We start from the raw sequence: 24,104 nt of genomic DNA, 5'->3' as shown, positions 1-24,104 counted from the left end.
CGCCATGGCACATTCACAGCCAGGCTCTGAGTTCCCACAACAGCGGGAAGTAGTGCATTTGAGTACGACTGCGCAGATAAGGGGCACCCGTCGAGCCGCCAGTGCCCGACTTGGTGCCGATCTGCCGCTCCACCATCTGGACGTGCCGCATCCGCCACAGGGCGGTGGTCTCGTCGTGGGTGAGCAGATCCTCGGCCAGCTGCCACAGATCGTCGTGGGACCTGCGGTCCCTGGCGACGGTCAGCAGCGACTCCCTGATCTCCTCGTCGTCGGAGACCGGCAGCCCCCGCCGGGAGAGCGCGGCGACGTACGCGTCCCAGAGGGTGGGCTCGCCGAGGCGGCGGCGCAGCCGCAGGCGTTCCTCGTCGCCGGCGTCCTTGAGCCGGTCGAGGTAGCGTGCGTCCTTCACCCCGGACAGGAACTCCAGCTCGCGGAACTGCACGGACTGGAAGCCGCTGGCCGGCGCGAGCTTGGCCCGGAAGGCCAGGAAGTCCTGGGGCGTCATCGTCTCCAGGACCTCGACCTGCCCGACCAGCACCCGTTCCACCGCGTGGACGCGCCGGAACAGATGCCTGGCCTGCCACAGCTCACCGGCGAACATCGCGTCGCGGACGTTCTCCAGCTCGTGCAGCAGCAGTTTGAACCAGAGCTCGTAGACCTGGTGAACGGTGATGAACAGCAGCTCGTCGGGCGCTTCCGACTGCGGCTGCTGTTGCGCGAGCAGGGCCGGCAAGCGGAGATAGCCGCCGTAGGAAACCCGGCGGCCCTCCTCACCGAACTGCCTGTCGCGAGGGACGGCCGCATCATCGTCGATGCCCACCGCACACCTCCCCCACATCCCCGGTGAAAGCCGGGCGAACGCCTCGCCGTACCGATATCACCCGAAAAGGGCAAAGACGTCAACGTGACATCGACATCGGCGGGTCGTCCTCTGATGCGGAGGGCGCCTGCTTGAGCTCGTCGAGCTTCTCCGGCACTTCGGAGAGCTCCATGAGCTCGGCCTGGCACTGCTCACACACGTCGAGGTGGCGTTCGAACGCCTCGTGCTCCGAATCATCGAGCACACCGAGGACGTAGGCGGCCACCCCGTCATGCATCAGCCGGCTACCCCCTTGTCCCGCAGAAGTTCGCGGAGAGCCCGGATGCCGTAGTAGAGCCGGGACTTCACCGTGCCCGGCGGGATCCCCAGAATCTCCGCCGCTTCACTTATCGTACGGTCCCGTAGGTAGGTCTGCTCAATAACTTCGCGGTGTTCATCCGACAGGCTGCGCAGAGCGTCCGCCACGACGATCGCGGACAGCGCTCTCTCGGAGCCGTCGGGCACCGCCATCATGTCGACTTCCGGAGGCTCGACCTCATGGGGCCGAACGCTCTTTCGCCGACGTCCGTCGATGACAATGCGGCGGGCCACCGTGAGCAGCCACGCCCAGAGGAGGCCCGGTTCCCATTGCAGTCTGGCCGAGTTGCGCCAGGCTCGGACGAGCGTCTCCTGCACCACATCCTCAGCCCATTGCAGATCGTTACCGGTCGACTTGCGTACGTGGCGCAGTAGAGGGCCGCCGAACTCCTGGTACAGCACCGCGATGCGGTGCTCCGCCTCGGCATCAGCACTCTCGAACCTGCCGTCGAGGTGACTCAGCACGGGGCACATCTTTACACCTTCGTTATCAGTCCGGTAGCCACTCCGATAACTCCGGTCATTTCTGACTATTCCTCAGGATGGGTGAACCGGCCGTGATAAGGCCGCGTACCTCCCACCATGCACAGGCTTTTGCGTGGCGAAGTAGTGATGTTCGGCGGCTTCGCACTCGCGGCAGCGGTCACCATCCTCCTGGTCATGCCGCAGGCGAACACGGCCGTGCTCACCGAGGTGACGCAGACGTCCTCGGGCCCGCTCGGGCCCGCGGACCGCGACTTCCTCGTCAAGGTGCGGCAAGCGGGCCTCTGGGAGATCCCCGTCGGCCAGTGGGCGCAGGTCCGCGCGGACTCCGCGCGGGTCAAGGACGTCGGGGCGCATCTCGTGGAGGACCACACGAAACTCGACGCCCAGGTACGCCGGGTGGCGGCGCAGCTCGACGTGCCGCTGCCCGACCGGCCGAGCCCGGACCAGCAACGGTGGATGGCGCAACTGGCCGCCGAGACCGGTCCGGCGTTCGACCGGGACTTCGCCAGGCTGCTGCGCGCGGCGCACGGCAAGGTGTTCGCCGTCGTGGCGAACGTGAGGGCGGGCACGCGCAACTCCGTGATCAGGAAGTTCGCCGGGACGGCCGTGACCGTGGTCATGCGGCACATGACGCTGCTGGAGTCCACCGGACTGGTCAACTACGACGAGCTGCCGGAACCGCCGACGCCCTCACCCGCAGCACCCGCCCCAGCGGCGGTCGACCCGAGGAGACAACCATGAGATCCAGACGCATGGCCGCGGCCATGTCTGCCTTAGCGGTGGTGGCCGGCGGGCTGGTGTCCGCGGCGGTCGTCGGCGGCGCCCAGCCCGCCTTCGCCGACTGCGAGATCACCGAACAGCGTCCCCCGCAGCAGGGGCAGCAGCAGGAGCAGGAACAACCCGAGGAACAACCCCAGGACCAGCCCCAGGACCAGCCCCAGGACCAGCCCCAGGACCAGCCCCAGGACCAGCCCCAGCAGCAGGACGAGGCCCCGCGGGATCAGGAGAACCGGAACCAGGACCAGGACCAGGACCAGGACCAGGGCGCCCAGCAGGACCAGGAGAACCAGAACCAGGACGGCCGGCAGGACCAGGACCAGGGGGCTCAACAGGACCAGCAGGACCAGCAGGACCGGAACGGCCAGGATCAGAACCAGGGCGGCGCACTGGTCCGTGACCCCGTAGCGGACCCCGACGCGGACCCCGTGGCGGACCCCGAGGCTGACCCCGAGGCGTCGGCCGAGACCTTCGGCCGGCGCGACGGCGACCGCTCCAGGAACCGTCCCACGCCGAGCCGGCGGCCGTCGGGCACCGCGTCGCCCTCGCCCTCGCCCACCGGGAACGAGAGCGACTGCGACGACATCGGCCCGTTCGTGAGCGACTTCGTGGACATCAGGCAGATCCCGGCCAGGCGGCTCGACGCCCGCATCGGCCGCGGCGGCTCCCGCGGCACGTTCGTCTCCCGCTGCGGCACGAACGGCGAGGGCCACAACAACCCGGACAACTTCATCGTCGCTCCCGGAGTGCGCAATGGAGCACACCACCTGCACGACTACGTGGGCAACCTGTCGGCAGACGCCTTCTCGACCGACGAGAGCCTGGAAGCCGCGGGCACCACGTGCCGCCTGGGCGACAAGTCCACGTACTTCTGGCCGGTCCTGCGCAACCGCCTGGTCGACGAGAACGTCGACGACCCGGATCGCAACGTCGGCCAGGTGCTCCGTCCACGGGCGGTGATCCTGCAGTTCCGCGGCAACGCGACCGCGCGGGTCGTGGCGATGCCGCGCTTCCTGCGGCTCATCACCGGTGACGCCAAGGCCGCGACCAACGGCCCGGCCAACGCCCGCGCCGGCTGGTCCTGCAGCGGCTTCACCAACCGGGTCAGCCCCGACAAGTACCCGCTGTGCCCGCGCGGCAGCCAGGTGCTGCGCATCCTGGACTTCCCGAGCTGCTGGGACGGCCAGAACACCGACAGCGCCAACCACCGCACGCACGTGGTCTTCCCCGACCAGGGCGGCGCCTGCCCGCAGGGCACCCAGCCGATCCCGCAGCTGCGGATGACGCTCGCCTACTCGGCGCCGCGAGGTCCCTCGTTCGCCCTCGACGCCTTCCCTGAGCAGTTGCACAACCCGGTCACCGACCACGGCGACTTCGTGAACGTGATGCCGGAGCGGCTCATGTCCACCGTCATCAACTGCATCAACAGAGGCCGCCGTTGCTGACCTCCGGCCCCGGGAACGGCAACGAGGCCGAGTAGGCCCTCCCGAGTCGCACCCTCATCCGACCTTGGAGGGAATGAATGCTCCACAGACGACACCCCCGGCACGCCCCGACCCAGCTGGACACCAGGAACATCCGGCTCGGGGCGAGCACGTCGATCGCCGCGGTCCTTCTGTCGGTCTTCGCTCTGACACTGACGGACCGCGGCATGGAGATGCTCGGCCGAGGAGTGGGCTTCCTCGAGTACTACGCGGGTGTGCTGGCGCTGATGTCCCTGACAGCGACGGTCGCCCTGGGGCTGCTCACCACCGAACGCGTTTTCCTGTCCCCGGCGAACCGGGTCCGCGCGCAGCTCGCGCACCGGGCCGCCGCGTTCGCCGGGACGGCGTTCCTGCTCACGCACGTAGCGCTCATGATCTCGCTGCTGCACGTCCCGCCGATCGCGGCCGTGATCCCCGTCGCGGGCATCTGGATCGGCTTCGGGACGATCGCCTTCGACGCGATGGTCGTGGTCGTGATCACGGGGATCGTACGGGGGAGGTTCGCGGTGACCGGCAGGCCGTGGGTGTGGCGGCTGATGCACGCCTCCGCCTACGTGGCCTGGCCGGTCGCCATCCTGCACGGGCTGACCGCGGGCCGGTGGGCGGCGAGCTGGGTCACCTGGTCGTACATCGCCTGCCTGGCCGCCGTCGCGTCGGCGCTGCTCGTCCGCCTGCTGGCCACCGCGCTGCGGCCGCCGCAGACGGCGGAGTGGGTCGACGCGCCCGAGGTCAGCGACGCACCCGTCGAGGTGCCCACGGGGGTCAACGCGCCGGTGAGCCTCGCCGAGGCCCGGCGGAAGTATCGGGAGGCGGGATGACCCCGACCGTGATCGACCAGGAGAATCCGTGATCCCCCATTCCGTGCCGCGCGTGCTGCGGCTGGGACCGGCCCGGCTCACCGCCGGGCTCGACCACACCAGGAGGCTGGACCTGCCGGCGCACCGCACGCTCCACGGCGACCAGGTGCCCCGCACGCTCGACGACATCATCGCGCAGGTGGAGGAGGTGGACATGCGCGGGCGCGGCGGCGCGGCGTTCCCGTTCGCACGCAAGCTGCGGGCGGTCGCCGACGCCGCCCGCTCGGGCGAGTGCGTGGTCCTGGTGAACGGGGCCGAGGGGGAGCCCGCCAGTTCCAAGGACGCGATGCTGCTGGTCCGCAACCCGCACCTGGTGCTGGACGGCGCCGTGCTGGCGGCGGAGGCGCTGAACGCCCGCGAGGTGGTGGTCGCCACCGTGGCGGGCGAGGTGGCCGAGGCGTCGATCATCGCCGCCGTGGCCGAGCGGCGCGCCGCCAACGTGGCGGGCGCCGCCGAGAGCCGCATCGGGATCCGCGTCGTCGGCCTGCGGGAGCGGTTCATCTCCGGCGAGGGCGGCGCGCTGGTGCGCGCCGTCAACGGCCTGGAGCCGGTGCCGCCCGGCAGGAAGCGGCGGGCCAGCACCAGCGGCGTGGACGGCCTGCCCACGCTGTTGTCGAACACCGAGACGTACGCGCAGCTCGCGGTGCTGGCCGAGCTCGGCCCCGAGCAGTACGCGAAGGTCGGCACCACCCGGGAGCCCGGGACCGTGCTGCTGACGGTGAGCGGCGGCGCCGCGAACCCGGCGGTGGTGGAGGTCCCGACCGGCACCCGCCTGATCGACGTGCTCGACGTGTGCGAGGCGGAGGTCGGCGACGGCGTGCTGATCGGCGGCTACCACGGCGCCTGGCTGGACGCCCGCACCGCCCTGTCGGCCATCGTCTCCCGCGAGGGGATGAAGGAGGCGGGCGGCAGCCTGGGGGCCGGCATCGTGGTGCCGCTGGGCGACTCGACGTGCCCCGTCGGCGAGGCGGCCCGGGTGGCAGCGTACCTCGCGGCCCAGTCGTCCGGGCAATGCGGCCCGTGCCGGCTCGGCCTGCCGGACGTGGCCAGAGGCCTGACGGCGCTGACCGACGGCACGGGCTCGATCGACGCGGTGCGCCGCTCGGTGCGCGCGGTGGAGCGGCGGGGGGCCTGCTTCCACCCGGACGGCACGGCCAGGTTCGTGCTGTCGTCGCTGGACGCGTTCGAGGAGGACGTCGCGCTGCACCTGGAGCACGGCTCGTGCGGGCGGCCGGTGCGCGGCGTGCTGCCGCTGCCGGAGCGCGAGGAGGAGCCGGAGTACCGCCTGGACGTGGACTGGACCCGCTGCCAGGGCCACGGCCTCTGCGCGCACCTGCTGCCGGAGTTCGTGAAGCTGGACGACTACGGGTTCCCGTCGTTCCAGCCGGTGCCCGGCTGGATGTTCAAGGAGGCCCGCCGGGCGGTGGACATGTGCCCGGCGCTGGCCCTCCGGGTCGCCGAGGCCGGATGACCGTCAGAGGCCGAGCAGCGGGAGGCACGGGCCCAGGTGGTGGATCTCGATCCCCTCCACCGGGGCCCAGTCGCCGCGGGGCAGGCGGAAGTTGCGGGTGACGGCCGGCCCGCCCTGCCTCCGGTGCAGGGCGATGCCGTCCTCGTGGTAGCCGAGCTTCCTGGTCACCGCGATCGAGGAGTGGTTGTCCTCGAACGCCCCGGTGGTCGCGTACGCGGCGCCCAGGCCGGCGAAGGCCAGGTGGAGCACGGCGGCGCGCATCTCGGTGCCGATGCCCCTGCCCTGGAAGGGCAGACCAAGCCAGGAGCCCGAGGTCACCTCGCGCAGGACGGTGAAGTCCTGGGCCGACAGCTCCTGCATGCCGACGACCCGGCCTTCGAAGACCACCACGAAGCCGAGCGCCCACCTGGCCGGGGACAGCTCACCCCACTGGCGGAAGTGGTACTGGACGGTGCTGCGGGCCCGCTCGGCCGGGGCCGCCTCGGACCAGGGGAACACGAACGGCATGACGCCGGCTTCGTGGATGCCTTCGGCCGCCCGGTCCGCGAGCTCGTCCAGGTCCTCAATCGAGGGGTAGCGGAGTTCGAGTCGCGGCGTGGTGATGGAAAGTCGGAAAAACGGCCAATTGCGCATACTTCTTCATATTTCCACCAATAGGCGATACTAGAGAACACTTTTCTCAGTACTGTCAATGAACCGCGAAACCGAGAAAACCCCGCCCGCTGTCCTTCATGATGGCTCTCAGCGGGCGGGAGCCGGCGACAGCGAGCAGGTCTGGCGGCGGAACCTGCCCGGAGGCGTGCCGAACTCGCGCTTGAACGCGTTGGCGAAGGCGTACTCCGAGCCGTAGCCGACGCGGTGGGCCACCTCGCTGAGCGGCGCGTCCGTCGTGCGCAGCAGCCGCGAGGCGGTGCTGAGCCGCCACCACGTCAGGTAGCCGAGCGGCGGCTGGCCGACCAGCAGCGCGAAGCGGCGGGCGAACGCGGCCCGGGAGAGCCCGGCCAGGTCGGCGAGCGAGGCGACCGTCCACGGGTGGGCGGGGTCGCGGTGGACGGCCTCCAGCGCCGCGCTGATGCCGGGGTCGGCCAGAGCGGCGGCCCAGCGGCCGACCGCGCAGTGCTCGAAGTCGAGGTCCAGGTAGGCGCGCAGGATGTAGAGGAGCAGGGTGTCGAGCAGGGACGCCACGACGGTGTCCGCGCCCAGCCGCGGGTCGGCGATCTCGGCGGCGAGCAGGTCGACGGCCGCGCGCAGCTCCCGCTGCTGCCCCAGGCGCGCGGGCAGGTGGATCAGGTCGGGCAGCTCGCGCAGGATCGGGTGGCCGCGGGTCTGGTCGAGCCGGTAGCCGCCGCAGAGCGTCACCGTGACCGCGCCGGACCCGCCCGCGGAGGTGGAGGAGAACAGCCCGACCTCCCGGTCGGGCTCGCAGTGGCTGTCGGCGAGGTCGGTGGAGGGCGAGTCGGCCAGCGCGTAGCCGCGGCCGTGCGGGACGAAGAGCACGTCGCCGACGTGGAGCTGGATCGGGTCACCCGTGTCGGGAAGCAGCCAGCAGGAGCCCTGGAGGATCACCTGGAACCCGGCGGAGCCCTGCATCGAGGGGAAGCGCTGCCCCCAGGGCGCGCTCCAGGCGACGCGGACCGAGTGCGGCAGCCCGATCCGCATGCCGGCGATCACATCACTGAGAACGTCCACGCGGCGAGTCTAGCCGCCAAGACGATCGCGTATGAAAAACAGACACAGGCACATTGGACCGCGCAGCCGGCCCTCCTAGCGTTGCTCCCAGCGAAAAGGAGGCCCTGTGTCCACGACCCTGATGCGCGCCGCGCGCATCCACGAGTACGGCGACGCCGACGTGATCCGCTTCGACGACGTCCCGAGACCCGCACCGGGACCCGGCGAGGTCCTCGTCCGGATGGCGGCCACCTCGTTCAACCCGTCGGAGGTGGGCCTGCGGGCGGGTTTCCTGAAGGGCCTGCTCGACGTGACGCTCCCGCACACGCTGGGCTGGGACCTGGCGGGAACCGTCGCCGAGACCGGCCCTGGCGTCACCCGCTGGGCTCCGGGCGACGCGGTGTTCGGCCTGGTCAGCGGGAGCGCCGCCGAGTACGCGGTGGCGCCCGAGCACGACCTGGCGGCGGCGCCGGCCGCCATCCCGCTGTCCCACGCCGCCGCGGTCCCCGTCGCCGGGCTGACCGCCTGGCAGGCGGTGCACGAGGAGGCGCGGATCCAGGCGGGGCAGCGGGTGCTGGTCAACGGCGCGGGCGGCGGGATCGGCCTGTTCGCCGTGCAGCTCGCCAAGCGGGCGGGCGCGCAGGTGATCGCCACGGCGAGCCCGCGCAGCCGCGAGGCGGTGGCCCGGCTGGGCGCGGACACGATCGTCGACTACACGGCGGAGCCGCTGCCCGGCGGCATGGACGTGGTGCTCAACCTGGCGGCCGTGCCGGAGGCCGAGGCGGCGGCGCTGGCCCCGCTCGGCGACCTGGTCATCACCGCCGCCACACCGATCGACGCCCCGAACGCCCGCCATTTCGTCAGCCGCGGCGATGCCGCCCAGCTCGCCGCGATGGCCGCGCTGATCGACCGGGGCGAGCTCGTCGTCGAGGTCGCCGAGACCCACCCGCTCACCGCGCTGGCCGATCTGCACCGCAGGGCCGAGGCCGGCCAGACGCGCGGCAAGATCGTCATCACTCTCTGAGGAGCCTGTTCATGATCAGGATTGGCATCGTCATCGGCAGCACCAGGCCCGGCAGGGTCGGCGAGAGCGTCGCCCGCTGGGTGCACGACCTGGCCGTCAAACGCGGCGACGCGGAGTACGAGCTGGTCGACCTGGCGGACTACGCGCTGCCGCACCTGGACGAGCCGCTGCCCGCCGCCACGGGGCAGTACGCGCGCGAGCACACCGCCGCGTGGTCGGAGCGGATCTCCTCCTTCGACGGGTTCGTCTTCGTCACCCCCGAATACAACAGCTCGACCTCGGGGGCGCTGAAGAACGCCATCGACTTCCTGTTCGCCGAGTGGGCCGACAAGGCGGCGGCCTTCGTCAGCTACGGCGTCGACGGCGGCGCCCGCGCGGCCGAGCACCTGCGGCAGGTGCTCGGCCGGCTCAAGGTCGCCGACGTGCCCGCCCAGGTCACACTGTCGATCTACGCCGACTTCGAGGACTTCAGCGTGCCGCGGCCGGCCCCGCAGCACGAGGAACGGCTCACGGCCATGCTCGACCAGCTCCTCTCCTGGGCGACGGCGCTGCGCCCGCTCAGGGTGTGAAGCCCGCTCAGGGCGTGAAGCCCGCTCAGGGCGTGAAGTAGCGCAGCACCTCGGGGTTGGCCATGGCGTCGGGGTTGGCCGCCTGCTCGACGGGAGTGCCGAGCAGGATCTTGCGTACCGGCACCTCGAGCTTCTTGCCCGACAGCGTGCGCGGGATGCCGGGCACGGCGTGGATCTCGTCCGGCACGTGCCGGGGCGACAGCTCCTCGCGCAGCGCCACGCGGATCGCCCGCTCGACCTCGGGGGTCATGTCGGCCCCCTCGGCGAGCGTCACGTACAGCAGCAGCCGCCCCTCCTGGCCGAGCTGGCCGGTGTCGATGACGAGGCTGTCGGCCACCTCCTCGAACCGCTCCACGACCCGGTAGAACTCGCTGGTGCCCATCCGGACGCCGCCCCGGTTCAGCGTCGAGTCGGAGCGGCCGTAGATGACGCAGCTTCCGTCGTCGTTCAGCTTGATCCAGTCGCCGTGGCGCCAGACGCCGGGGTAGACGTCGAAGTAGCTCTCCCGGTAGCGCTCGCCGCCGGGGTCGTTCCAGAACATGACCGGCATGGACGGCATCGGCTCGGTGATCACCAGCTCGCCGACCTCGCCGACGACCGGCCGCCCTGTGGGGTCGAAGGACTCCACCTTCGCCCCCAGCGACCGGCACGGGATGACCCCGGCCCTGATCGGGTGGAGCACGGTGGCGCCGACGAATCCGGTGCAGACGTCGGTGCCGCCGGAGAACGACCCGACGGGCACCCCGGGCAGTCGCTCGGCCACCCAGGCGAACCCCTCCGGCGGCAGCGGCGACCCGGTCGAGCCGACCCCGCGCAGCCGCTCCAGCCCTTCGGGGACGACCCCGGCCTTCATCGACGCCATCAGGTACGGAGCGCCCACCCCGAAGTAGGTCACCCCCTCGGAGGCGGCGATCCGCCACAGCGCGGCGGGCGACGGGTGGGCTGCCGCGCCGTCGTAGAGCACCGCGGTGGCCCCCACCAGCAGGGCGCCGACGAGGTAGTTCCACATCATCCAGCCGGTCGTGGTGTACCAGAAGAACACATCGCCCTCGCCCAGGTCCTGGTGGAAGGAGAGCGACTTCAGGTGCTCCAGCACGACGCCGCCGTGGCCGTGCACGATCGGCTTGGGCAGCCCGGTGGTGCCGCTGGAGTAGAGGATCCACAGCGGGTGGCCGAAGGGCACCGGCTCGAACTCCAGCGGCCCCTCCTCGGCGCGCAGCCCCTCCCAGCCGATCACCTCGCCGTGCGGGACCTCGCGCGTGACCGGCGGCGCGGGCTCGCCCCGCTGCGGCGGCCGGCCCTCCTCCGCGGCCGACAGGTACGGGATCCACACGGTGGCGCGCAGGCTGGGCAGTCCCCCGGCGATCTCGTTGACCGCGGCCGACCGGTCGTAGGCCTTGCCGTTGTAGCGGTAGCCGTCGACCGCGATCAGCACCGTGGGCTCGATCTGCTTGAACCGGTCGACCACGCTCGGCACCCCGAAGTCGGGCGAGGCGGCCGACCAGATCGCCCCGAGCGAGGCCGTCGCCAGGAACGCGACCAGCGCCTGCGGGATGTTCGGCAGGTAGGCCGCCACCCGGTCGCCGCGCCCGACCCCCAGCCGCACCAGGCCGGCGCGGACCCGGGCGACCTCCTCGCGCAGCTCCGCGTACGAGATCTCCTGACGCGCGCCGTCCTCGGAGACGAACACCACGGCGGTGCCGGCGTCGCGCCGCAGGGCGTTCTCCGCGTAATTCACCGTGGATCCGGTGAACCATTCGGCGTCCGGCATCGTCCCAGTGATGACGGGCCCGTCACCACGCTTCCCGACCACGCCGAAGTGGTCCCAGATCGACGTCCAGAACTCCGCCGGGTGGTCGACCGACCACTGCCACACCTCTTCGTACGCCGCGCCCGGGCGGCCCAGCCACTCCAGATAGCGGGTCAGCGCGGCCCGGGCCACGATCTCGTCAGTCGGTTCCCAGAGAAGTGCACCTTCAGCAACCATGTGCCCCATCCTGTCGGCAGCTCGGGCGGAAGTCATACCCGCGCGCCCACATAACTTGCTAGCGCCTGAGGTGGTCCACCGCCATATGCGCGGCCGTGCCGATCACCGCGTCGGCGCGCGGGTGGTTGAGCGCGGCGCTGACGGACCGGGTGATGACCGCCACCGCGTAGCGGCCGCCGTCGGGATACTCGACCACGCCCGCCTCGCCGCGGATCGTCGGCAGCGTCCCCGTCTTCCCGCTGACCGCCACGTCGTCGTACGGGAACCCGGAGGCCAGCCGGTGCGGCCAGACCTGGAGGTTGAGCACGGCGCGCATCCACGCGCAGGAGTCGGGGGCGGCGGCCTCGTCGCGCCAGATCAGCCCGAACAGGCGGGCCAGCTCGCGCGGCGTGCCGCGGTTGGCGCGGGCGGGGTCGAGCACCCGCATCTTGTCGAGGTCCTCCTGGTCGAGGTACGGCCAGCCGTGGCCGGTGTCCTCGGCCATGCTCGCGTTGGACTCGCCCGCGGTCATCAGCACGCGGGTGACCTCGAACCCGAGGCCCTCCAGCATGGCGTTGACCGCGTCCATGCCGACCCTGGACAGCAGCACGTCGGCGGCGGTGTTGTCACTCACCGCGATCATCAGGTAGGCCAGGTCGCGCAGCGACATGGTGACCTCGTCGGACATGGCCGACAGCCCCGTGGGGCCGGGGACCCGGTCGGCGGAGGTGACGGTCACCCGGCTCGCCAGGTCGAGCAGCCCCGCGTCGGCCTGCCGGCAGAGCTCGACCAGCAGCGCCACCTTGAACATCGAGGCTATCGGGAGCCGCTCGTCGGCGCCGTGGCCGACCTCCCGCCCGGTGTCGAGGTCGACGGCGGACAGCCAGCCGGTCACCCCCGCCACCCGGAACAGCTCCGCGAACGCCGGCCCGGTCATGCCAGCATCCCCGGCCTCCGGCTGACCCGCCGCACGGGCGCCGCCGCCTCGTCCGTCATCCCGGCCCGCTCCTTCAGAATCCGTACGGCCAGCGCGGAGAAGCCCTTGACCGCCGCCGTCTCGGCCCGCCAGGCCGTGGAGACCCGATAGGCGATGGGCGAGCCTAGCAGCGGCCGCCAGGTCAGGCCCGGCAGATCGGCTCTAGGCGCGAACGTCACCGCCATCCCGGCCAGCACCAGCCCCAGCCCGGCGCCCTCGTGCACCTGGCCGGGCACGTAGCCGTGGCGGCGGCACTCGGTGAGCGTCTCGGCGTGCATGCCCGGCTCGCCCTCTCTGGGCGGCATCAGCAGCTCGCGCCCGGCCAGGTCGGCCAGGTGCAGCTCGCCCGCGCGGGCCAGCGGGTCGCCCGCCGCCAGCAGCACGCCCTGCGGCTGCACCAGCAGCGGGCCGAAGCCCAGCCCCGGGGCGTTCACCGGGTGGCGCACCAGGCCCACGTCGAGCGTGCCGCCGGTCAGCGCCGTCACCTGGTCGGCCGTCCAGCTCTCCGCCGGTGTCAGCCGTACCTCAGGGTTGGTCGCGCGGAAGCCCTCCACCAGCGCGGCGATCACAGCGGCGGCGAGGTCGGGCGGGACCCCGACCTTCAGCGCGGTGCCCGCGCCGTGGCGGGCCAGCTCGTGCAGCCGGTCGACCCTGGCCACGATCTCCCTGGCCTCGCCGAGCAGGAGCCGCCCCGCCTCGGTCAGCCGGACCTGGCGTCCGCCGCGGTCGAACAGGCGCACGCCCAGCTCCTCCTCCAGGCGCTTGATGCGCTGGCTGAGAGGCGGCTGGGCCATGCCGAGCCGGATGGCGGCGTTGCCGAAGTGGAGCTCCTCCGCGACGACGGTGAAGTAACGGAGATGGCGGACCAGGTCCATGGCCAGCCACTATATCCAGACTTATATTGATCAGGGCGATATATCAGTATTGGACAGTCCGTGTAGGGCTCTGCTGTGGTCTGACGCATGGGTTCACATCAGGGGGCAGATCATGTGGCGGACACGTACGCCCATCTGCGGCCGGAGGCTCCGCCACGGCGCAGGCGACGCCGATGGCCGTGGGCCGGAGCGGCGATCATGGTGCTGGCGGCGGGGGTCGTCTGGGCGCTGCGCACCACCGGCTCGCCGGAGGAGGTGGCCGACGCCTACCTCGACGCGTGGAGCCGCGGCGACCACGCGGCGATGCGGGAGCTGGTCGCCGACCCGCCCGCCGACTTCGAACGGCGCCACCGGCGCTTCCTCGCCGACCTCAAGGCCGAACACCTCACGGCGCGGCGGCACGTGCCCGGCGGCGTCTTCGCCGCGGGCGCCGCGGACACCGGCGTGGTCTCCTTCCAAGCCACCGTGCAGGGCGCGGCCGACTGGACGTACGAGAGCGAACTGAAGGTCGTCGAGCGGGACAGCACCTGGAAGATCGACTGGACTCCGGCGGCCCTCCACCCCGAGCTGACCGGGAAGCGGTCGATCCGGGTGGCGCGGGTGGAGGCCGATCCGACACCGGTCCTCGCTGCCGACGGCACCCGCGTCGACACCCCGGGCTCCCCCGGCTCGGTGCAGCAGCTCGTCGCGGGACTGCGCGAGACCTACCCCGACCGGTTCTCCGGGAGCGCGGCCCACCACGTCCAGCTGTACGAGGGCGGCAGGCTGCTCAGGATCCTGTCGGGAACGCGGGAGAAGGAGCCGGTCCGCATCACGGTCGACCTGAAGGTGCACGCCGCCGGCGCGGCGGCGCTGGAGGACGTGGACAAGCCCGCCGCGCTGGTGGCGCTGCGGCCCTCCACGGGGGAGATCCTGGCCGCGGTCAACAAGCCGGGCGGGTTCAACCGGGCGCTGCTCGGCGCGTACCCGCCGGGCTCGACGTTCAAGGTGGTGACCGCCTCCGCGCTGGTCGCCGGCGGGGTCGGGCCGGACTCCCGGGTGTCCTGCCCGGCCGAGCAGAACATCGGCGGCTTCCCGTTTCACAACGCCGGGTTCAAGGACTTCGGCACGCTGCCGTTCCGCGACGCGTTCGCGCACTCGTGCAACACGACGTTCGGCGACCTGGCGGTGTCCGAGCTGGGCGCGGCGCGGCTGGCCGAGGTGGCGCGGAGCTTCGGCTTCGGCGAGAAGATCACCCCGGGGGTGCCGGCGGTCGCGGCCCGGTTCCCGGCCCCCAAGGACGCCACCGACCTCGCCTCGGCCTCCATCGGGCAGGGTAGGGTGCTGGCCAGCCCGCTCAACATGGCGTCGGTGGCCGCCGCCATCGCCGACGGCGCCTGGCGTCCGCCCCGGCTGGTGCCGGAGGACCTGGTGCCCGGCCGCACGCTGCGGCCGCGGCCGCTGGAGGAGGGCGTGGTGGCCGCGCTGCGCGACCTCATGCCCGCCGTCGTCACCGACGGCACCGCGCACGCCGTGCGCTTCCCGTCCGGCTCCGCCGGCAAGACCGGGACCGCCGAGTACGGTTCAGGCGCGGAGCCGCCCTCGCACGCGTGGTTCATCGGCTACCGGGGCGACCTGGCCTTCGCCGTCGTGGTGGAGGGCGGCGGCGCGGGCTCCGGGGTGGCCGCCCCGATCGCGGCCCGCTTCCTGCGCGAACTGTCCTGATCGGGCCGCGCAGGTGCCGGGTCAGCCGGCTCTGCGGTCGGCCGGGGTGGTGAGCGCGGTCACCGCCGCCACCACCTCGGCGGCGTCCGACAGGTCGGGGAGCACGAGGTCGGCCCCGGCCTGGCGCAGCTCCGTCGCCGTCGAACGCCCCGAGGCCACCGCGATCATCCCGGCGCCGCCGATCCGCGCCGCCTGCACGTCACGCGCCGAGTCGCCGATCATCACCGTGTTGGCGGGGGTGAACGGCACGCCCAGGCGCGCCTTGGCCCTCCCCTGGGCCACCTGCAGCAGGCCGGCCTTCGGATAGGGCTCCTCGCCGTAGCCGCCCAGCTCGAAGTCGACGTACCTGTCGAGCTTGAACGCCTGGAGCTTGAGCACCGCGTTGCTCTTGATCGTGCCGGTCAGCACCGTCTGGACGACGCCGTCGAGCCGGGCCACGGACCGGAGCGCGTCCCTGGCCCCGGCCATCATCCGGCCCTCCTTGGCCAGCCTCCTGCGCCGGTCGGCGAAGGCCGCGGCCAGCGCGTCGAGGAAGCGCGGCAGGTGACCGTCGTCGGCGACGACGCCGTTGACGGCCAGCGTCTCGAAGATGATCTCGGAGTCGGGCCGGCCCATCGCCGGCACCAGCTTGACCAGCGGACGCCCCGTCACGGCGCGGAACGCCTCGGCGTAGGCGTCCCTGGTCACGATCGCCACGTCGACCAGCGTCAGGTCGACGTTCCACAGCACCAAGCGGTTGATGGCAGCCTCCTGTAACCGAACCCTGCCAGGTTACCCAGGGGAAACCTGGCGGTCGGGCCGCCCGGACGAACCGGTCGGATCAGGCATGGCCGAGCGCTTCGGCGAGCGTGTCGACGACCGGGAAGCCGGTCGACTCCAGCTCCGCCCTGGTCGACATGCCGCCGGTGTAGAGCACGGCGCGGGCGCCCACGTGAGCGGCCGCCACCCCGTCGTCGACGCTGTCGCCGATCACCAGCACCTCGCGCGGGCGCACGCCGAGCGAGATGATGTGCGCCTCCATGTGGGCCGCCTTCTCCCCGCCGGTCACGCCGACCAGCCCGTCGACCCTGGTGAAGTGGCGGGTGATGCCGAACGAGTCGACCTTCGGCACCAGGTGCGAGTGCGGCGCCATCGAGCAGAGCGACTGCGTGCCGTCCCACGTGGTCAGCGCCAGCTCCGCGTCCACGGCCAGCCCGCAGACGTCGGCCAGCCGGTTGTAGGCGTCGTGGAAGCCGTGGTCGAGCAGCTCCCACTCGCCCTCGGTCAGCGGCCTGCCCAGCATGCGTTCGTACGCGACCCAGATGGGCCTGGTGTAGACGGCGCGGAAGGCGTCGGCGGTGAGCGGGGGAAGCTCGTACGGCTTGAAGACCTCGTTGGTGGCTCCGACCACGGCGTCGATGTCGTGGAAGAGCGTGCCGTTCCAGTCCCAGACGATGTGTTGTGTCATGTCGCGTACCAGACTAGTCAGGAGCCGAGAAGATCGGGAATCTCCTGCGTCGCGTACCACATCAGCTCGTGGGCCTCGGCGCCGTCGACGACGAAGCGGGCGTCGTCGTCGCCCTTGTCGGCGTCGGGCAGGGCGGCGACGGCCGCCGTGACGTCCGCGACCGCGTACTCGTCGTCGACGTGCACGGCCGCCACCTTGGCCAGCGGGACCGGCCCCGCGACCCGCACCCTGCCCTTCTCCCCCAGGTCGGCGCTCGCCTGGACGGCGTGGTCGGCCACCTCGGCGGCCACCACGACGCGGCGGCCTACCCCGGAGGGCTCCCCCGTCGCCGCGGCGAGCAGGCGCAGGGAGGCGCGGGCGGCCTCGGTGAGTGCGACGTACTCGAGCTCCTCGGTGTCGCCGGAGGCGTACCACTCGATCAGCGCGGGCGTCACCGCGTAGCCGGTCAGCGGGGCGGGGCCCAGCTCGCCGTCCTGGACCATCCTGGCCAGCGCCGGCAGGGTGCACGGCAGGTAGACGCGCATCAGGAACCTTTCGCAGCTTGCACGGGCACCATCATGCCCGTCGCAACGGGAGCCGGAGGAGAGACTCGAGTTCCAGGATGGTCGTGTCCGCGTCGCGGTGGTGGATCCCGGCCAGGCCGAGCGCGCGGGCGGCCAGGATGTTGGCCTCGATGTCGTCGATGAACACGCACGCCTCGCCCGGCTGGCCGATCAGGCCGAGCGCGTGGTGGAAGATGCGCGGCTCGGGCTTGCGCATGCCGACCTCGCCGGAGATGACGACCGCGTCGAAGGCCTCGTCCCAGCCGTCGCGCTCGTAGGTGTTGGACCAGGAGTTGGACAGCAGGCAGGTCTTGACGCCGTGCCCGCGCACCTCGCGCAGCATGTCGTACATGGCCTCGACGCGTTCGAAACCGGCGAACATGCGGGCCAGGAGGCCCTCGGGGGCGGGCGGGACGCCGTCGAGGGTGAGCAGCCGGGCCGCCAGGTCGTGCTCGAACGCGGTGCCGTCGATCTCGCCGCGCTCCAGGGCGTGGATCAGGGTCTCCCCGTCGCCGTTGTAGGCGGCGTCGACCAGTTCGCGCATGACCTTCCGGTAGTGATCGCCGTCGATGCGGTCAGCGATGATCCACTTGGCGATGGAGTCGGTCATGCTGGTGGTGAGCACACCGCCCCAGTCGATCAGCACCCCGGTGACCACATTGCCTCCTTAGATCAGGTTCCAGGGTAGAGCGTCGCACAAGGGGAATTTTCGCCACCGGGCGCCCCATGACGGATCGCCGGAACGGGCTCAGCGCACGCGGGCCGCCAGCCTGCGGTGCTCGGCCGAGCGGACCACCTCGGCGGCCTTCGCGGCCGAGACGACGGGCGCCTTGCCGAGCAGGCCGCGGTTCTTCTTGAGGGTGAGGAGCCGGGTGACCGACTGGTCCAGCCGGGCCTCGGAGACGCGGCCGGACTCGACCGCCTTCAGCACCGCCTGATACTGCTTCGGCAGGTCGTTGGGCATCAGCAGCAGGTCGGCGCCGGCCAGCACGGCGCGGACCGCGACCTCGCCGTCGTCGTACTTGACCCGGGCCCCGGCCATGTTGAGCGCGTCGGTGGAGATGACGCCCTTGAAGCCGAGCTCCTTCCGCAGCAGCCCGGTCAGGATCGGCTTGGACAGCGTGGCCGGATCGCCCGACGGGTCCAGCTTGGGGTACACGATGTGCGCCGTCATGATCGCGTCCACCCCGGCGTCGATGGCGGCCCTGAACGGCGGCGCGTCCAGGCGCTCCCACTCGGCCCTGGTGTGCTTGACGACCGGCAGGCCGGTGTGGCTGTCGACCCGGGTGTCGCCGTGGCCGGGGAAGTGCTTGGCGCTGGCCGCCACGCCCGCGGCGTCGAAGCCCTTGACGGCGGCCCCGACCATCTTGGCCACCTGGTCGGGCTTGTTACCGTACGCGCGTTTGCCGATGACCGGGTTGCGCGGATCCACGTTGACGTCGGCCACCGGGGCGAAGTCGAGGTTCACGCCCATCGCGCGCAGCTCCGCGCCGGTCGCCCTGGCCACGTCGCGCGCCAGGGTGGGCCTGCCGGTCGCGCCGATCTCGGCGGCGCCGGGGAAGCGGGTCATCACCGCCGACATCCGCGACACCAGGCCGTTCTCCTGGTCGGTGCCGATCAGGAGCGGGACGTCCGAGGACTTCTGCAGGCCGTTGGTCAGCCCGACCACCTGCCCGACGCTCTTGACGTTGCCGGGGAACAGGATGACGCCGCCCAGGTGGTACTTGGCGACGACCTTCGCGGGGGTCTGCGCGCCGTAGCGGGCCTGGTTCTCGCCGGAGACGGTGTCGGCCGCGGTGCCGTGGACGACCGGCATGAACAGCTGGCCGACCTTCTCGCGCACGCTCATCCGCGCGAGCGTCCGCCTGACCGGGTCACCGGCCGGGGCGGTGGTGCTGACGCCGCCGGTGGCGGGGGTGCCGGAGGGGACCGGCTCGGCGGTGGGGCTCGCCTGGGAGGCGGGCGGTCTCGCGGCGGGGGCGCCGTCCGCCGCGAAACCGCACGCCGCGAGTGACACCGTCAGGAGACCTGCCGTACCGATCCGTCGAAACATGGTCCCACGCTATCCATGACCGGGGGATGTGCCGTCCCCTTTTCCCGCTCCGCGAACTCGCCGGTCCCCTCCGGCCGCCCGCTCGGCTCTCGGGGAGCGGCGGGCGGGCGGGTCAGGGCGTCGAGGCGATGGCCGCGAGCTTGTCGAGGATCTCCTCCGAGCCCTCGCCCTCGGCCCTGATGACGATCTGCTCACCCTTGCGGACGTCGAGCGCCATGATCTGCAGGATGCTCTTGCCGTTGACCGGGTCACCGCCCGTCGAACGCGCCACCGTGATGTCCATCGGGGCCTTCATCGCCGTCTGCACGAACGTGGCCGCCGGGCGGGCGTGCAGCCCCACCTCCGCGGCCACCGTCGCCGTCCGCTCCCCCATGGGACCTCCTTCTCGTCTCTGGTCCAGACCGGCCGGACCCTTTCTCACGTCCATCGGAACAGCGCGTCGCCGGCCCGCACCGCGCCCTCGGCGAGGGGGGTGACGGCGCCGTCGAGCGCGTCCAGCGCGACGACCGGGCAGACGGGCGAGCGGCCGCCCGCCTCGATCTCGGCGGGATCCCAGGCCACGACCGGCTGGCCGGCGCTCACCCTGTCGCCCTCCATCGCGAGCAGTCGGAATCCCCTCCCTCGAAGCTGCACCGTGTCGATGCCCAGATGCACCAGCACGCCCCTGCCGTCATCTCCCACGATCACATAGGCATGCGGATGCAGCTTCACGATTTTTCCAGTTATGGGGGCGACGGCCTCGCCCGGCCCCCTGCAGGGGTCGATCGCGGTTCCCGGCCCCACCATGCCGGCCGAGAACACCGGGTCGGGCACGGCGGTCAGCCCCACCGCCGCCCCCTCCACCGGGGCGAGGACAGTCGTCATGTGTCTCGCCCTCTAGCCGATGAGATCCTCGATGTCGCTGGCGATCGTGTCCGCCTCCGGCCCGACGACGACCTGGACCACGTTCCCCGCGGCCATCACGCCGTGGGCGCCCGCGGCCTTGAGGGCGGCCTGGTCGACCTTGGACGCGTCGCGCACCTCCGTGCGCAGACGGGTGATGCAGGGTTCGATGTCGATGATGTTGCCGACTCCGCCCAGACCGGCGATCAGCGCGTTCACGTCCGCCGCCATCAGGCCCTCCTCGTCCGTGGCTGTGTGACCAGGCTGCTCAGGGGCGACAGACCGCCCCGGGGATCAGTCCGTCTGGGTGACCTTGTTCAGGCCGCGCGGCGCGTCCGGGTCGATGCCCAGCCGCCTCGCGAGCGCCTCGGTGAGCAGTTGCCCGGGGATCACGAGTCCCATCGGGGCCACCCACTCGGGCAGGTCGGGGCCGTTCAGCGCGGCCGTGCCCGCCGCGGCCAGCGCCCTGCCGCCGCCGATCGTGTACGCCGCCGCGCCCGCCGAGACGACCCGCTCGGCCAGCGCCACCGTGCCCTGGAGGGTCGGGCCGTCCTCCGCCGCGACGAGCAGCGCCGGGGTGTCCCGGTCGACCACGGCGATCGGGCCGTGCAGCAGGTCGGCGTACGACAGGCCCATGGCGTGCAGGTAGCAGGCCTCCTTGAGCTTGAGCGCGGTCTCCAGCGCGGTGGAGAAGGCCAGGCCGCGGCCGGAGACGACCACGCCGTGCCTGTCGGCCAGCCCCGCCACGACGGCGTCCAGGTCACCCGGCTCGGCGATCAGCTTCTCCACGGCCTCGGGCACCCGCAGCAGGTCGGTCCGGTCCACGTCCGCGCCGAGCCCGAGCGCCAGCACGGCCAGCGCGGCGAGCTGGGTGGTGTAGGTCTTGGTGGCGGGGACCGCCTCCTCCGTCCCGGCGACCGTGCACAGCGCCAGGTCGGCCGCCTGGGCGAGCGGGCTGTCCGGGCCGCCGTTGGTGACGCCGACGGTGGCGGCCCCGCAGTCCTTGGCCCAGGCCAGCGTCTCGGCGATCTCCTCCGTACGGCCCGACTGGGAGATCGCGACGGCCAGCACGCCCTCCAGGTCCAGCTTGCGGCGGTAGGTCGTGGCGATGGACGGCGCGGCGAGGGACGAGAGCCGCCCGGCGTGCGCCTCCACCAGGTAGCGGCCGTAGACTGCGGCGTTGTCGGAGGTGCCACGCGCGATGAACAGCAACTGCCGGGTCCGCTCGCCCAGCGCCCGCACCTCGTCGATCCTGGGCAGCAGGGAGTCGAGGGTGGCTCGCAGCGCCTCGGGCTGCTCGGCGATCTCGCTGCGCATCTTGGTCATCTCGGCGATCGTTCCTCCGTGTCGGCATCGAACTTGACCCTGTTTCGCGTCTTGTGGTCTAGTCCGGACTAGACCAGTACGAACCATAGCTCATCGGACAGGCCCGATCGAGGGGAGGATCCCGTGGCCCACATCGACCCGGACAGCCCGGTGCCCAAATACTTCCAGCTTCGCGAGATCCTGCTGGACCTGATCGACAGCGACGAGCTGAGCATCGGCGCCGCGATCCCGTCCGAGCGCGAGCTGTGCCAGCGCTTCGGGCTGTCGCGGATGACCGTGCGGCAGGCGGTCGACCACCTGGTCTCCGAGGGACGCCTGCACCGGGTGCCGGGCAAGGGCACGTTCGTCGCCCGGCCCAAGATCGAGCTGTCGCTGCAGCTCACGTCGTTCACCGAGGACATGCGGGCCCGCGGCATGGCGCCCGGCTCGCGCGACCTCGACCGGCGGATCATGCGCGCCAGCGCCCACCTGGCCAAGGAGCTCGGCATCGCGCCGGGCGAGGAGGTCCACTTCATCGAGCGGCTGCGCACCGCCGACGGCGAGCCGCTGTCCATCGAACGCGCCCACATCCCGGTCAAGCTCGCCCCCGACCTGGCCGAACACGACCTGACCGGCAGATCCCTGTACGAGCTGCTGGAAAGCCGCTACGGGCTGGTCATGGACGCGGGCGAACTGACCATCGACGGCGGCATCGCCGACCCGAGCGACGCCGACCTGCTCAAACTGCCCCCCGGCGGCGCCGTGCTGCTGCTCCAGCGCAGGTCGTTCTCCGGAGGTGTCTGCGCCGAACTGGGCGTGTCCACCTACCGGGCGGACCGCTACCAGCTGCGCACCATACTCGAAATGCCCGCAAAGCGGGGTTGAGGGCCGACCCGGAGGAACACCCGGTGAACGAGACCACCGCCGACCGGCCTTCGCCGTTCTCGCGCCTGATGACCGTGCTCCAGAGGCTGGGCCGCTCGCTGATGCTGCCCATCGCCGCCCTGCCCGCGGCCGCCCTGCTGCTCCGCTTCGGCCAGCCCGACATGCTCGGGTCCAACGGCGCCGAGCGTGGCGGCCTGGCCGACGTGGCGGGCTTCGCGTGGATGACCGAGGTCGCCGCGGTGCTGGCGGCGGCCGGCGAGGCCCTGTTCGAGAACCTGCCGCTGCTGTTCGCGGTGGGCGTGGCCATCGGCTTCGCGCGCAAGTCCGACGGCACCACGGCGCTCGCCGCCGTGGTCGGCTACCTCGTCTTCGACCGGGTGAGCAAGGTGATGTTCGCCGGCTCGACCATCCGCGACACCGTGACCCTGCGCCAGGTCCAGGACCAGGGCGTCATCGAGATCATCAACCACGGCATGCAGAACCCCACCAAGGTGCTCGGCGGCATCCTGATGGGGCTGGTCACCGCCCTGCTCTGGCAGCGGTTCCACCGGATCAAGCTGCCGTCGTGGCTGGCGTTCTTCGGCGGGCGGCGGTTCGTGCCCATCCTCACCGCGTTCGTGGCGCTCGGGCTCGGCGTGCTCATCGGCTGGGTGTGGCCGATCCTCGGCGAGTGGATCGGCCAGGCCGGGGAGGCGCTGACCACCCTCGGGCCGCTCGGCACCGGCCTGTACGGGCTGATCAACCGGCTGCTCATCCCGCTGGGGCTGCATCACTTCGTCAACTCGATCGTCTGGCACGTGGTGCCGACCTGCGAGGTGGACGGGCGCACGCTCGGCGGCGACTGGAACTGCTACTTCGGCGGAGCGCCGGAGTCCGGCCAGTTCATGGCCGGCTTCTTCCCCGTCATGATGTTCGCGCTGCCCGCCGCCGCGCTCGCCATGTGGCGGGCCGCGCCCCCGCACCGGCGGGCCACCGTGGGCGGCATCATGCTCTCGGCGGCGCTGGCCTCCTTCGTCACCGGCATCACCGAGCCGATCGAGTTCGCGTTCATCTTCGTCGCGCCGCTGCTGCTGGCCGTGCACGCCGTGCTCACCGGGCTGGCGATGGCGCTCACCACGCTGATCGGCGGGCAGCTCGGCTTCGGCTTCTCGGCGGGGCTGCTCGACCTGCTGCTCAACGCCGGCAAGTCCAACACCCAGAACGTGCCCGGCATCCTGCTGCTCGGCGTCGCGTACGGGGTGGTCTACTACTTCGTGTTCAGCTTCCTCATCCGGCGGCTGAACTTCATGACCCCAGGCCGCGAGCCGGAGCCCGACGTGGACTCGGGCGAGGCCACCCCGATTCGGTCATGACCTCATGGCCGGTCCACCGGTCCGCAACCTGGGGCCTCGCGGGGCGCCACCGCTCCAGGTCGTGGTGACCTTCTTCGCCATCCCCCGCGAACCGGGGCGCCGATCGGGGAAGTTGGCGGGCCGCGTATCCCGGGGCGTGACCGGAACCTCTTAGTACCGTCTCTCCCCCGAACCCCCCGGAGGCCCGTGATGTCGCCCTTTCCCGAGGTCCACGGCTCGCTCGCGCTCGACACGCCCCTCGTCTGGGGACCGCCGGGCGCACTCCCCGACGAGCGCCGGCTCCGCCAGCTCGGGCAGGCCATCGCGGAGGTCCTCGCCGGCCGCAGGCCCCCGCAGACGGTCGCCGACCGCCTCACCGACCAGGCCCACCGCGAGCTGGTACGGGCCGGCCGCATGCTCGACACCCGCCGCCCGCCCTTCGTCGGCGTCCCCCACGTCAAGGAGCCCCGCGACGGCGTGGTGGAGATGTGTCTCCTGGTCCACTGCGGCGAGCGCGACCACGTCCTGGCCCTGCGCCTGGAGCGCCGGGGCGTCCAGTGGCTGTGCACGGACTTCGAGACCGCCTGACCGCCCCCGGCGGGGCCCGGGAAGGCGAGACCCCCGC

General features: G+C 72.0%; 26 protein-coding genes and 1 pseudogene. 10 read left to right on the top strand and 17 right to left on the bottom strand.

Features of this window, described 5'->3' with window-relative positions:
• Positions 1-13: 13 nt before the first annotated feature.
• The 3 genes from ACQEUU_RS09305 to ACQEUU_RS09295 all read right to left on the bottom strand — a co-directional run bounded on the left by ACQEUU_RS09305 (position 14) and on the right by ACQEUU_RS09295 (position 1,651).
• Positions 14-820: a tryptophan 2,3-dioxygenase gene (locus tag ACQEUU_RS09305; protein ID WP_433062962.1), complete on the bottom strand. Its 807-nt coding sequence runs from the start codon at positions 818-820 to the stop codon at positions 14-16.
• A gap of 79 nt (positions 821-899) precedes the next feature.
• Positions 900-1,097: a zf-HC2 domain-containing protein gene (locus ACQEUU_RS09300; RefSeq protein WP_433062959.1), complete on the bottom strand. Its 198-nt coding sequence runs from the start codon at positions 1,095-1,097 to the stop codon at positions 900-902.
• A complete protein-coding gene (locus ACQEUU_RS09295) occupies positions 1,097-1,651 on the bottom strand; it encodes a sigma-70 family RNA polymerase sigma factor (RefSeq protein WP_433062956.1) in 555 nt (184 codons plus the stop codon). Before ACQEUU_RS09295 ends, ACQEUU_RS09300 begins: the two co-directional genes overlap by 1 nt.
• A 120-nt stretch (positions 1,652-1,771) precedes the next feature.
• Between ACQEUU_RS09295 and ACQEUU_RS09290 the strand changes: the two genes are divergently transcribed.
• From ACQEUU_RS09290 to ACQEUU_RS09275, 4 genes are all read left to right on the top strand, one after another.
• A complete protein-coding gene (locus ACQEUU_RS09290; RefSeq protein ID WP_433062954.1) occupies positions 1,772-2,404 on the top strand; it encodes a DUF4142 domain-containing protein in 633 nt (210 codons plus the stop codon).
• The gene (locus ACQEUU_RS09285; RefSeq protein ID WP_433062952.1) at positions 2,401-3,885 is read left to right on the top strand and encodes a DUF1996 domain-containing protein; all 1,485 of its coding nucleotides are present in this window, start codon (positions 2,401-2,403) and stop codon (positions 3,883-3,885) included. Before ACQEUU_RS09290 ends, ACQEUU_RS09285 begins: the two co-directional genes overlap by 4 nt.
• 77 nt (positions 3,886-3,962) lie before the next feature.
• Positions 3,963-4,742, top strand: a complete 780-nt coding sequence (locus tag ACQEUU_RS09280; protein ID WP_433062949.1) for a hypothetical protein — start codon at positions 3,963-3,965, stop codon at positions 4,740-4,742.
• A 28-nt stretch (positions 4,743-4,770) separates the two neighbouring features.
• Positions 4,771-6,252, top strand: coding sequence for an NADH-ubiquinone oxidoreductase-F iron-sulfur binding region domain-containing protein (locus tag ACQEUU_RS09275; RefSeq protein WP_433062946.1), 1,482 nt, complete (start codon positions 4,771-4,773; stop codon positions 6,250-6,252).
• A gap of 3 nt (positions 6,253-6,255) precedes the next feature.
• Here the strand turns inward: ACQEUU_RS09275 and ACQEUU_RS09270 are convergent, their stop codons facing one another.
• Together ACQEUU_RS09270 and ACQEUU_RS09265 are read right to left on the bottom strand one after the other, a co-directional pair.
• Complete coding sequence (locus ACQEUU_RS09270; protein WP_433062943.1) at positions 6,256-6,885, bottom strand: GNAT family N-acetyltransferase; 630 nt, start codon at positions 6,883-6,885, stop codon at positions 6,256-6,258.
• A 108-nt stretch (positions 6,886-6,993) separates the two neighbouring features.
• Positions 6,994-7,941 (bottom strand): AraC family transcriptional regulator, encoded by a 948-nt coding sequence (locus ACQEUU_RS09265; protein WP_433062940.1) that lies wholly within the window; start codon positions 7,939-7,941, stop codon positions 6,994-6,996.
• A 106-nt stretch (positions 7,942-8,047) separates the two neighbouring features.
• Between ACQEUU_RS09265 and ACQEUU_RS09260 the strand changes: the two genes are divergently transcribed.
• Both ACQEUU_RS09260 and ACQEUU_RS09255 read left to right on the top strand, forming a co-directional pair.
• Positions 8,048-8,944, top strand: coding sequence for an NADP-dependent oxidoreductase (locus ACQEUU_RS09260; RefSeq protein WP_433062938.1), 897 nt, complete (start codon positions 8,048-8,050; stop codon positions 8,942-8,944).
• 11 nt (positions 8,945-8,955) lie between these two features.
• Positions 8,956-9,513: an NADPH-dependent FMN reductase gene (locus ACQEUU_RS09255; protein ID WP_433062935.1), complete on the top strand. Its 558-nt coding sequence runs from the start codon at positions 8,956-8,958 to the stop codon at positions 9,511-9,513.
• Between the two features lie 25 nt (positions 9,514-9,538).
• Here the strand turns inward: ACQEUU_RS09255 and ACQEUU_RS09250 are convergent, their stop codons facing one another.
• Genes ACQEUU_RS09250 through ACQEUU_RS09240 form a run of 3 tightly spaced genes read right to left on the bottom strand, consistent with a single transcriptional unit; the run spans position 9,539 to position 13,330 of the window.
• A complete protein-coding gene (locus ACQEUU_RS09250; protein WP_433062933.1) occupies positions 9,539-11,500 on the bottom strand; it encodes an acetoacetate--CoA ligase in 1,962 nt (653 codons plus the stop codon).
• Between the two features lie 58 nt (positions 11,501-11,558).
• Entirely contained in the window at positions 11,559-12,416 is an 858-nt protein-coding gene (locus ACQEUU_RS09245; RefSeq protein WP_433062930.1) for a serine hydrolase, read from the bottom strand.
• Positions 12,413-13,330, bottom strand: coding sequence for a LysR family transcriptional regulator (locus tag ACQEUU_RS09240; RefSeq protein ID WP_433062927.1), 918 nt, complete (start codon positions 13,328-13,330; stop codon positions 12,413-12,415). Before ACQEUU_RS09240 ends, ACQEUU_RS09245 begins: the two co-directional genes overlap by 4 nt.
• 114 nt (positions 13,331-13,444) lie before the next feature.
• Here ACQEUU_RS09240 and ACQEUU_RS09235 point away from each other — a divergent pair, with 114 nt between their 5' ends.
• Complete coding sequence (locus ACQEUU_RS09235; protein WP_433062925.1) at positions 13,445-15,034, top strand: penicillin-binding transpeptidase domain-containing protein; 1,590 nt, start codon at positions 13,445-13,447, stop codon at positions 15,032-15,034.
• 21 nt (positions 15,035-15,055) lie between these two features.
• Here the strand turns inward: ACQEUU_RS09235 and ACQEUU_RS09230 are convergent, their stop codons facing one another.
• The 9 genes and pseudogenes from ACQEUU_RS09230 to ACQEUU_RS09190 all read right to left on the bottom strand — a co-directional run bounded on the left by ACQEUU_RS09230 (position 15,056) and on the right by ACQEUU_RS09190 (position 21,275).
• Positions 15,056-15,763, bottom strand: coding sequence for an HAD family hydrolase (locus ACQEUU_RS09230; RefSeq protein ID WP_433071790.1), 708 nt, complete (start codon positions 15,761-15,763; stop codon positions 15,056-15,058).
• A 91-nt stretch (positions 15,764-15,854) separates the two neighbouring features.
• On the bottom strand, positions 15,855-16,481 hold the full coding sequence (locus ACQEUU_RS09225) for an HAD family hydrolase (RefSeq protein WP_433062922.1): 627 nt from the start codon (positions 16,479-16,481) through the stop codon (positions 15,855-15,857).
• A gap of 17 nt (positions 16,482-16,498) precedes the next feature.
• Positions 16,499-17,005, bottom strand: coding sequence for a DUF6912 family protein (locus ACQEUU_RS09220; protein ID WP_433062919.1), 507 nt, complete (start codon positions 17,003-17,005; stop codon positions 16,499-16,501).
• Positions 17,006-17,036: 31 nt separating this feature from the next.
• Positions 17,037-17,681, bottom strand: a complete 645-nt coding sequence (locus tag ACQEUU_RS09215) for an HAD family hydrolase (protein WP_433062917.1) — start codon at positions 17,679-17,681, stop codon at positions 17,037-17,039.
• A gap of 90 nt (positions 17,682-17,771) precedes the next feature.
• A complete protein-coding gene (nagZ, locus tag ACQEUU_RS09210) occupies positions 17,772-19,076 on the bottom strand; it encodes a beta-N-acetylhexosaminidase (protein WP_433062914.1) in 1,305 nt (434 codons plus the stop codon).
• Between the two features lie 112 nt (positions 19,077-19,188).
• Complete coding sequence (locus ACQEUU_RS09205; RefSeq protein WP_433062911.1) at positions 19,189-19,449, bottom strand: HPr family phosphocarrier protein; 261 nt, start codon at positions 19,447-19,449, stop codon at positions 19,189-19,191.
• A 44-nt stretch (positions 19,450-19,493) separates the two neighbouring features.
• Positions 19,494-19,940, bottom strand: a complete 447-nt coding sequence (locus ACQEUU_RS09200) for a PTS sugar transporter subunit IIA (protein WP_433062908.1) — start codon at positions 19,938-19,940, stop codon at positions 19,494-19,496.
• A gap of 12 nt (positions 19,941-19,952) precedes the next feature.
• Positions 19,953-20,201, bottom strand: a pseudogene (locus tag ACQEUU_RS09195) (glucose PTS transporter subunit EIIB); the annotation flags it as partial.
• A gap of 51 nt (positions 20,202-20,252) precedes the next feature.
• Entirely contained in the window at positions 20,253-21,275 is a 1,023-nt protein-coding gene (locus ACQEUU_RS09190; protein ID WP_433071788.1) for an SIS domain-containing protein, read from the bottom strand.
• Positions 21,276-21,407: 132 nt separating this feature from the next.
• Between ACQEUU_RS09190 and ACQEUU_RS09185 the strand changes: the two genes are divergently transcribed.
• The 3 genes from ACQEUU_RS09185 (at position 21,408) to ACQEUU_RS09175 (ending at position 24,067) form a co-directional block, all read left to right on the top strand.
• The gene (locus ACQEUU_RS09185; RefSeq protein ID WP_433062905.1) at positions 21,408-22,148 is read left to right on the top strand and encodes a GntR family transcriptional regulator; all 741 of its coding nucleotides are present in this window, start codon (positions 21,408-21,410) and stop codon (positions 22,146-22,148) included.
• Positions 22,149-22,171: 23 nt separating this feature from the next.
• Entirely contained in the window at positions 22,172-23,500 is a 1,329-nt protein-coding gene (locus ACQEUU_RS09180; RefSeq protein ID WP_433062902.1) for a PTS transporter subunit EIIC, read from the top strand.
• Positions 23,501-23,689: 189 nt separating this feature from the next.
• Positions 23,690-24,067 carry an Rv3235 family protein gene (locus ACQEUU_RS09175; protein WP_433062900.1) on the top strand — a complete coding sequence of 126 codons (378 nt, stop codon included), beginning with the start codon at positions 23,690-23,692 and terminating at the stop codon, positions 24,065-24,067.
• Positions 24,068-24,104: the final 37 nt, after the last annotated feature.

Source organism: Nonomuraea sp. CA-218870 (assembly GCF_050936535.1).
In the GTDB taxonomy this organism is placed as follows: Bacteria; Actinomycetota; Actinomycetes; order Streptosporangiales; family Streptosporangiaceae; genus Nonomuraea; species Nonomuraea corallina.
Note: the sequence above shows the minus strand (reverse complement) of the source record. Positions and strands in the feature narration are given on the sequence as shown.

What these genes read in the sequence shown, in the direction of transcription:
- nagZ (WP_433062914.1), bottom strand. Translation starts at nt 19,076, where the DNA reads ATGTTTCGACGGATCGGTACGGCAGGTCTCCTGACGGTGTCACTCGCG.
- ACQEUU_RS09280 (WP_433062949.1), top strand. Translation starts at nt 3,963, where the DNA reads ATGCTCCACAGACGACACCCCCGGCACGCCCCGACCCAGCTGGACACC.
- ACQEUU_RS09225 (WP_433062922.1), bottom strand. Translation starts at nt 16,481, where the DNA reads ATGACACAACACATCGTCTGGGACTGGAACGGCACGCTCTTCCACGAC.
- ACQEUU_RS09190 (WP_433071788.1), bottom strand. Translation starts at nt 21,275, where the DNA reads ATGCGCAGCGAGATCGCCGAGCAGCCCGAGGCGCTGCGAGCCACCCTC.
- ACQEUU_RS09245 (WP_433062930.1), bottom strand. Translation starts at nt 12,416, where the DNA reads ATGACCGGGCCGGCGTTCGCGGAGCTGTTCCGGGTGGCGGGGGTGACC.
- ACQEUU_RS09220 (WP_433062919.1), bottom strand. Translation starts at nt 17,005, where the DNA reads ATGCGCGTCTACCTGCCGTGCACCCTGCCGGCGCTGGCCAGGATGGTC.
- ACQEUU_RS09250 (WP_433062933.1), bottom strand. Translation starts at nt 11,500, where the DNA reads ATGGTTGCTGAAGGTGCACTTCTCTGGGAACCGACTGACGAGATCGTG.
- ACQEUU_RS09255 (WP_433062935.1), top strand. Translation starts at nt 8,956, where the DNA reads ATGATCAGGATTGGCATCGTCATCGGCAGCACCAGGCCCGGCAGGGTC.
- ACQEUU_RS09300 (WP_433062959.1), bottom strand. Translation starts at nt 1,097, where the DNA reads ATGCATGACGGGGTGGCCGCCTACGTCCTCGGTGTGCTCGATGATTCG.
- ACQEUU_RS09285 (WP_433062952.1), top strand. Translation starts at nt 2,401, where the DNA reads ATGAGATCCAGACGCATGGCCGCGGCCATGTCTGCCTTAGCGGTGGTG.
- ACQEUU_RS09205 (WP_433062911.1), bottom strand. Translation starts at nt 19,449, where the DNA reads ATGGGGGAGCGGACGGCGACGGTGGCCGCGGAGGTGGGGCTGCACGCC.
- ACQEUU_RS09240 (WP_433062927.1), bottom strand. Translation starts at nt 13,330, where the DNA reads ATGGACCTGGTCCGCCATCTCCGTTACTTCACCGTCGTCGCGGAGGAG.
- ACQEUU_RS09175 (WP_433062900.1), top strand. Translation starts at nt 23,690, where the DNA reads ATGTCGCCCTTTCCCGAGGTCCACGGCTCGCTCGCGCTCGACACGCCC.
- ACQEUU_RS09295 (WP_433062956.1), bottom strand. Translation starts at nt 1,651, where the DNA reads ATGTGCCCCGTGCTGAGTCACCTCGACGGCAGGTTCGAGAGTGCTGAT.
- ACQEUU_RS09200 (WP_433062908.1), bottom strand. Translation starts at nt 19,940, where the DNA reads ATGACGACTGTCCTCGCCCCGGTGGAGGGGGCGGCGGTGGGGCTGACC.
- ACQEUU_RS09270 (WP_433062943.1), bottom strand. Translation starts at nt 6,885, where the DNA reads ATGCGCAATTGGCCGTTTTTCCGACTTTCCATCACCACGCCGCGACTC.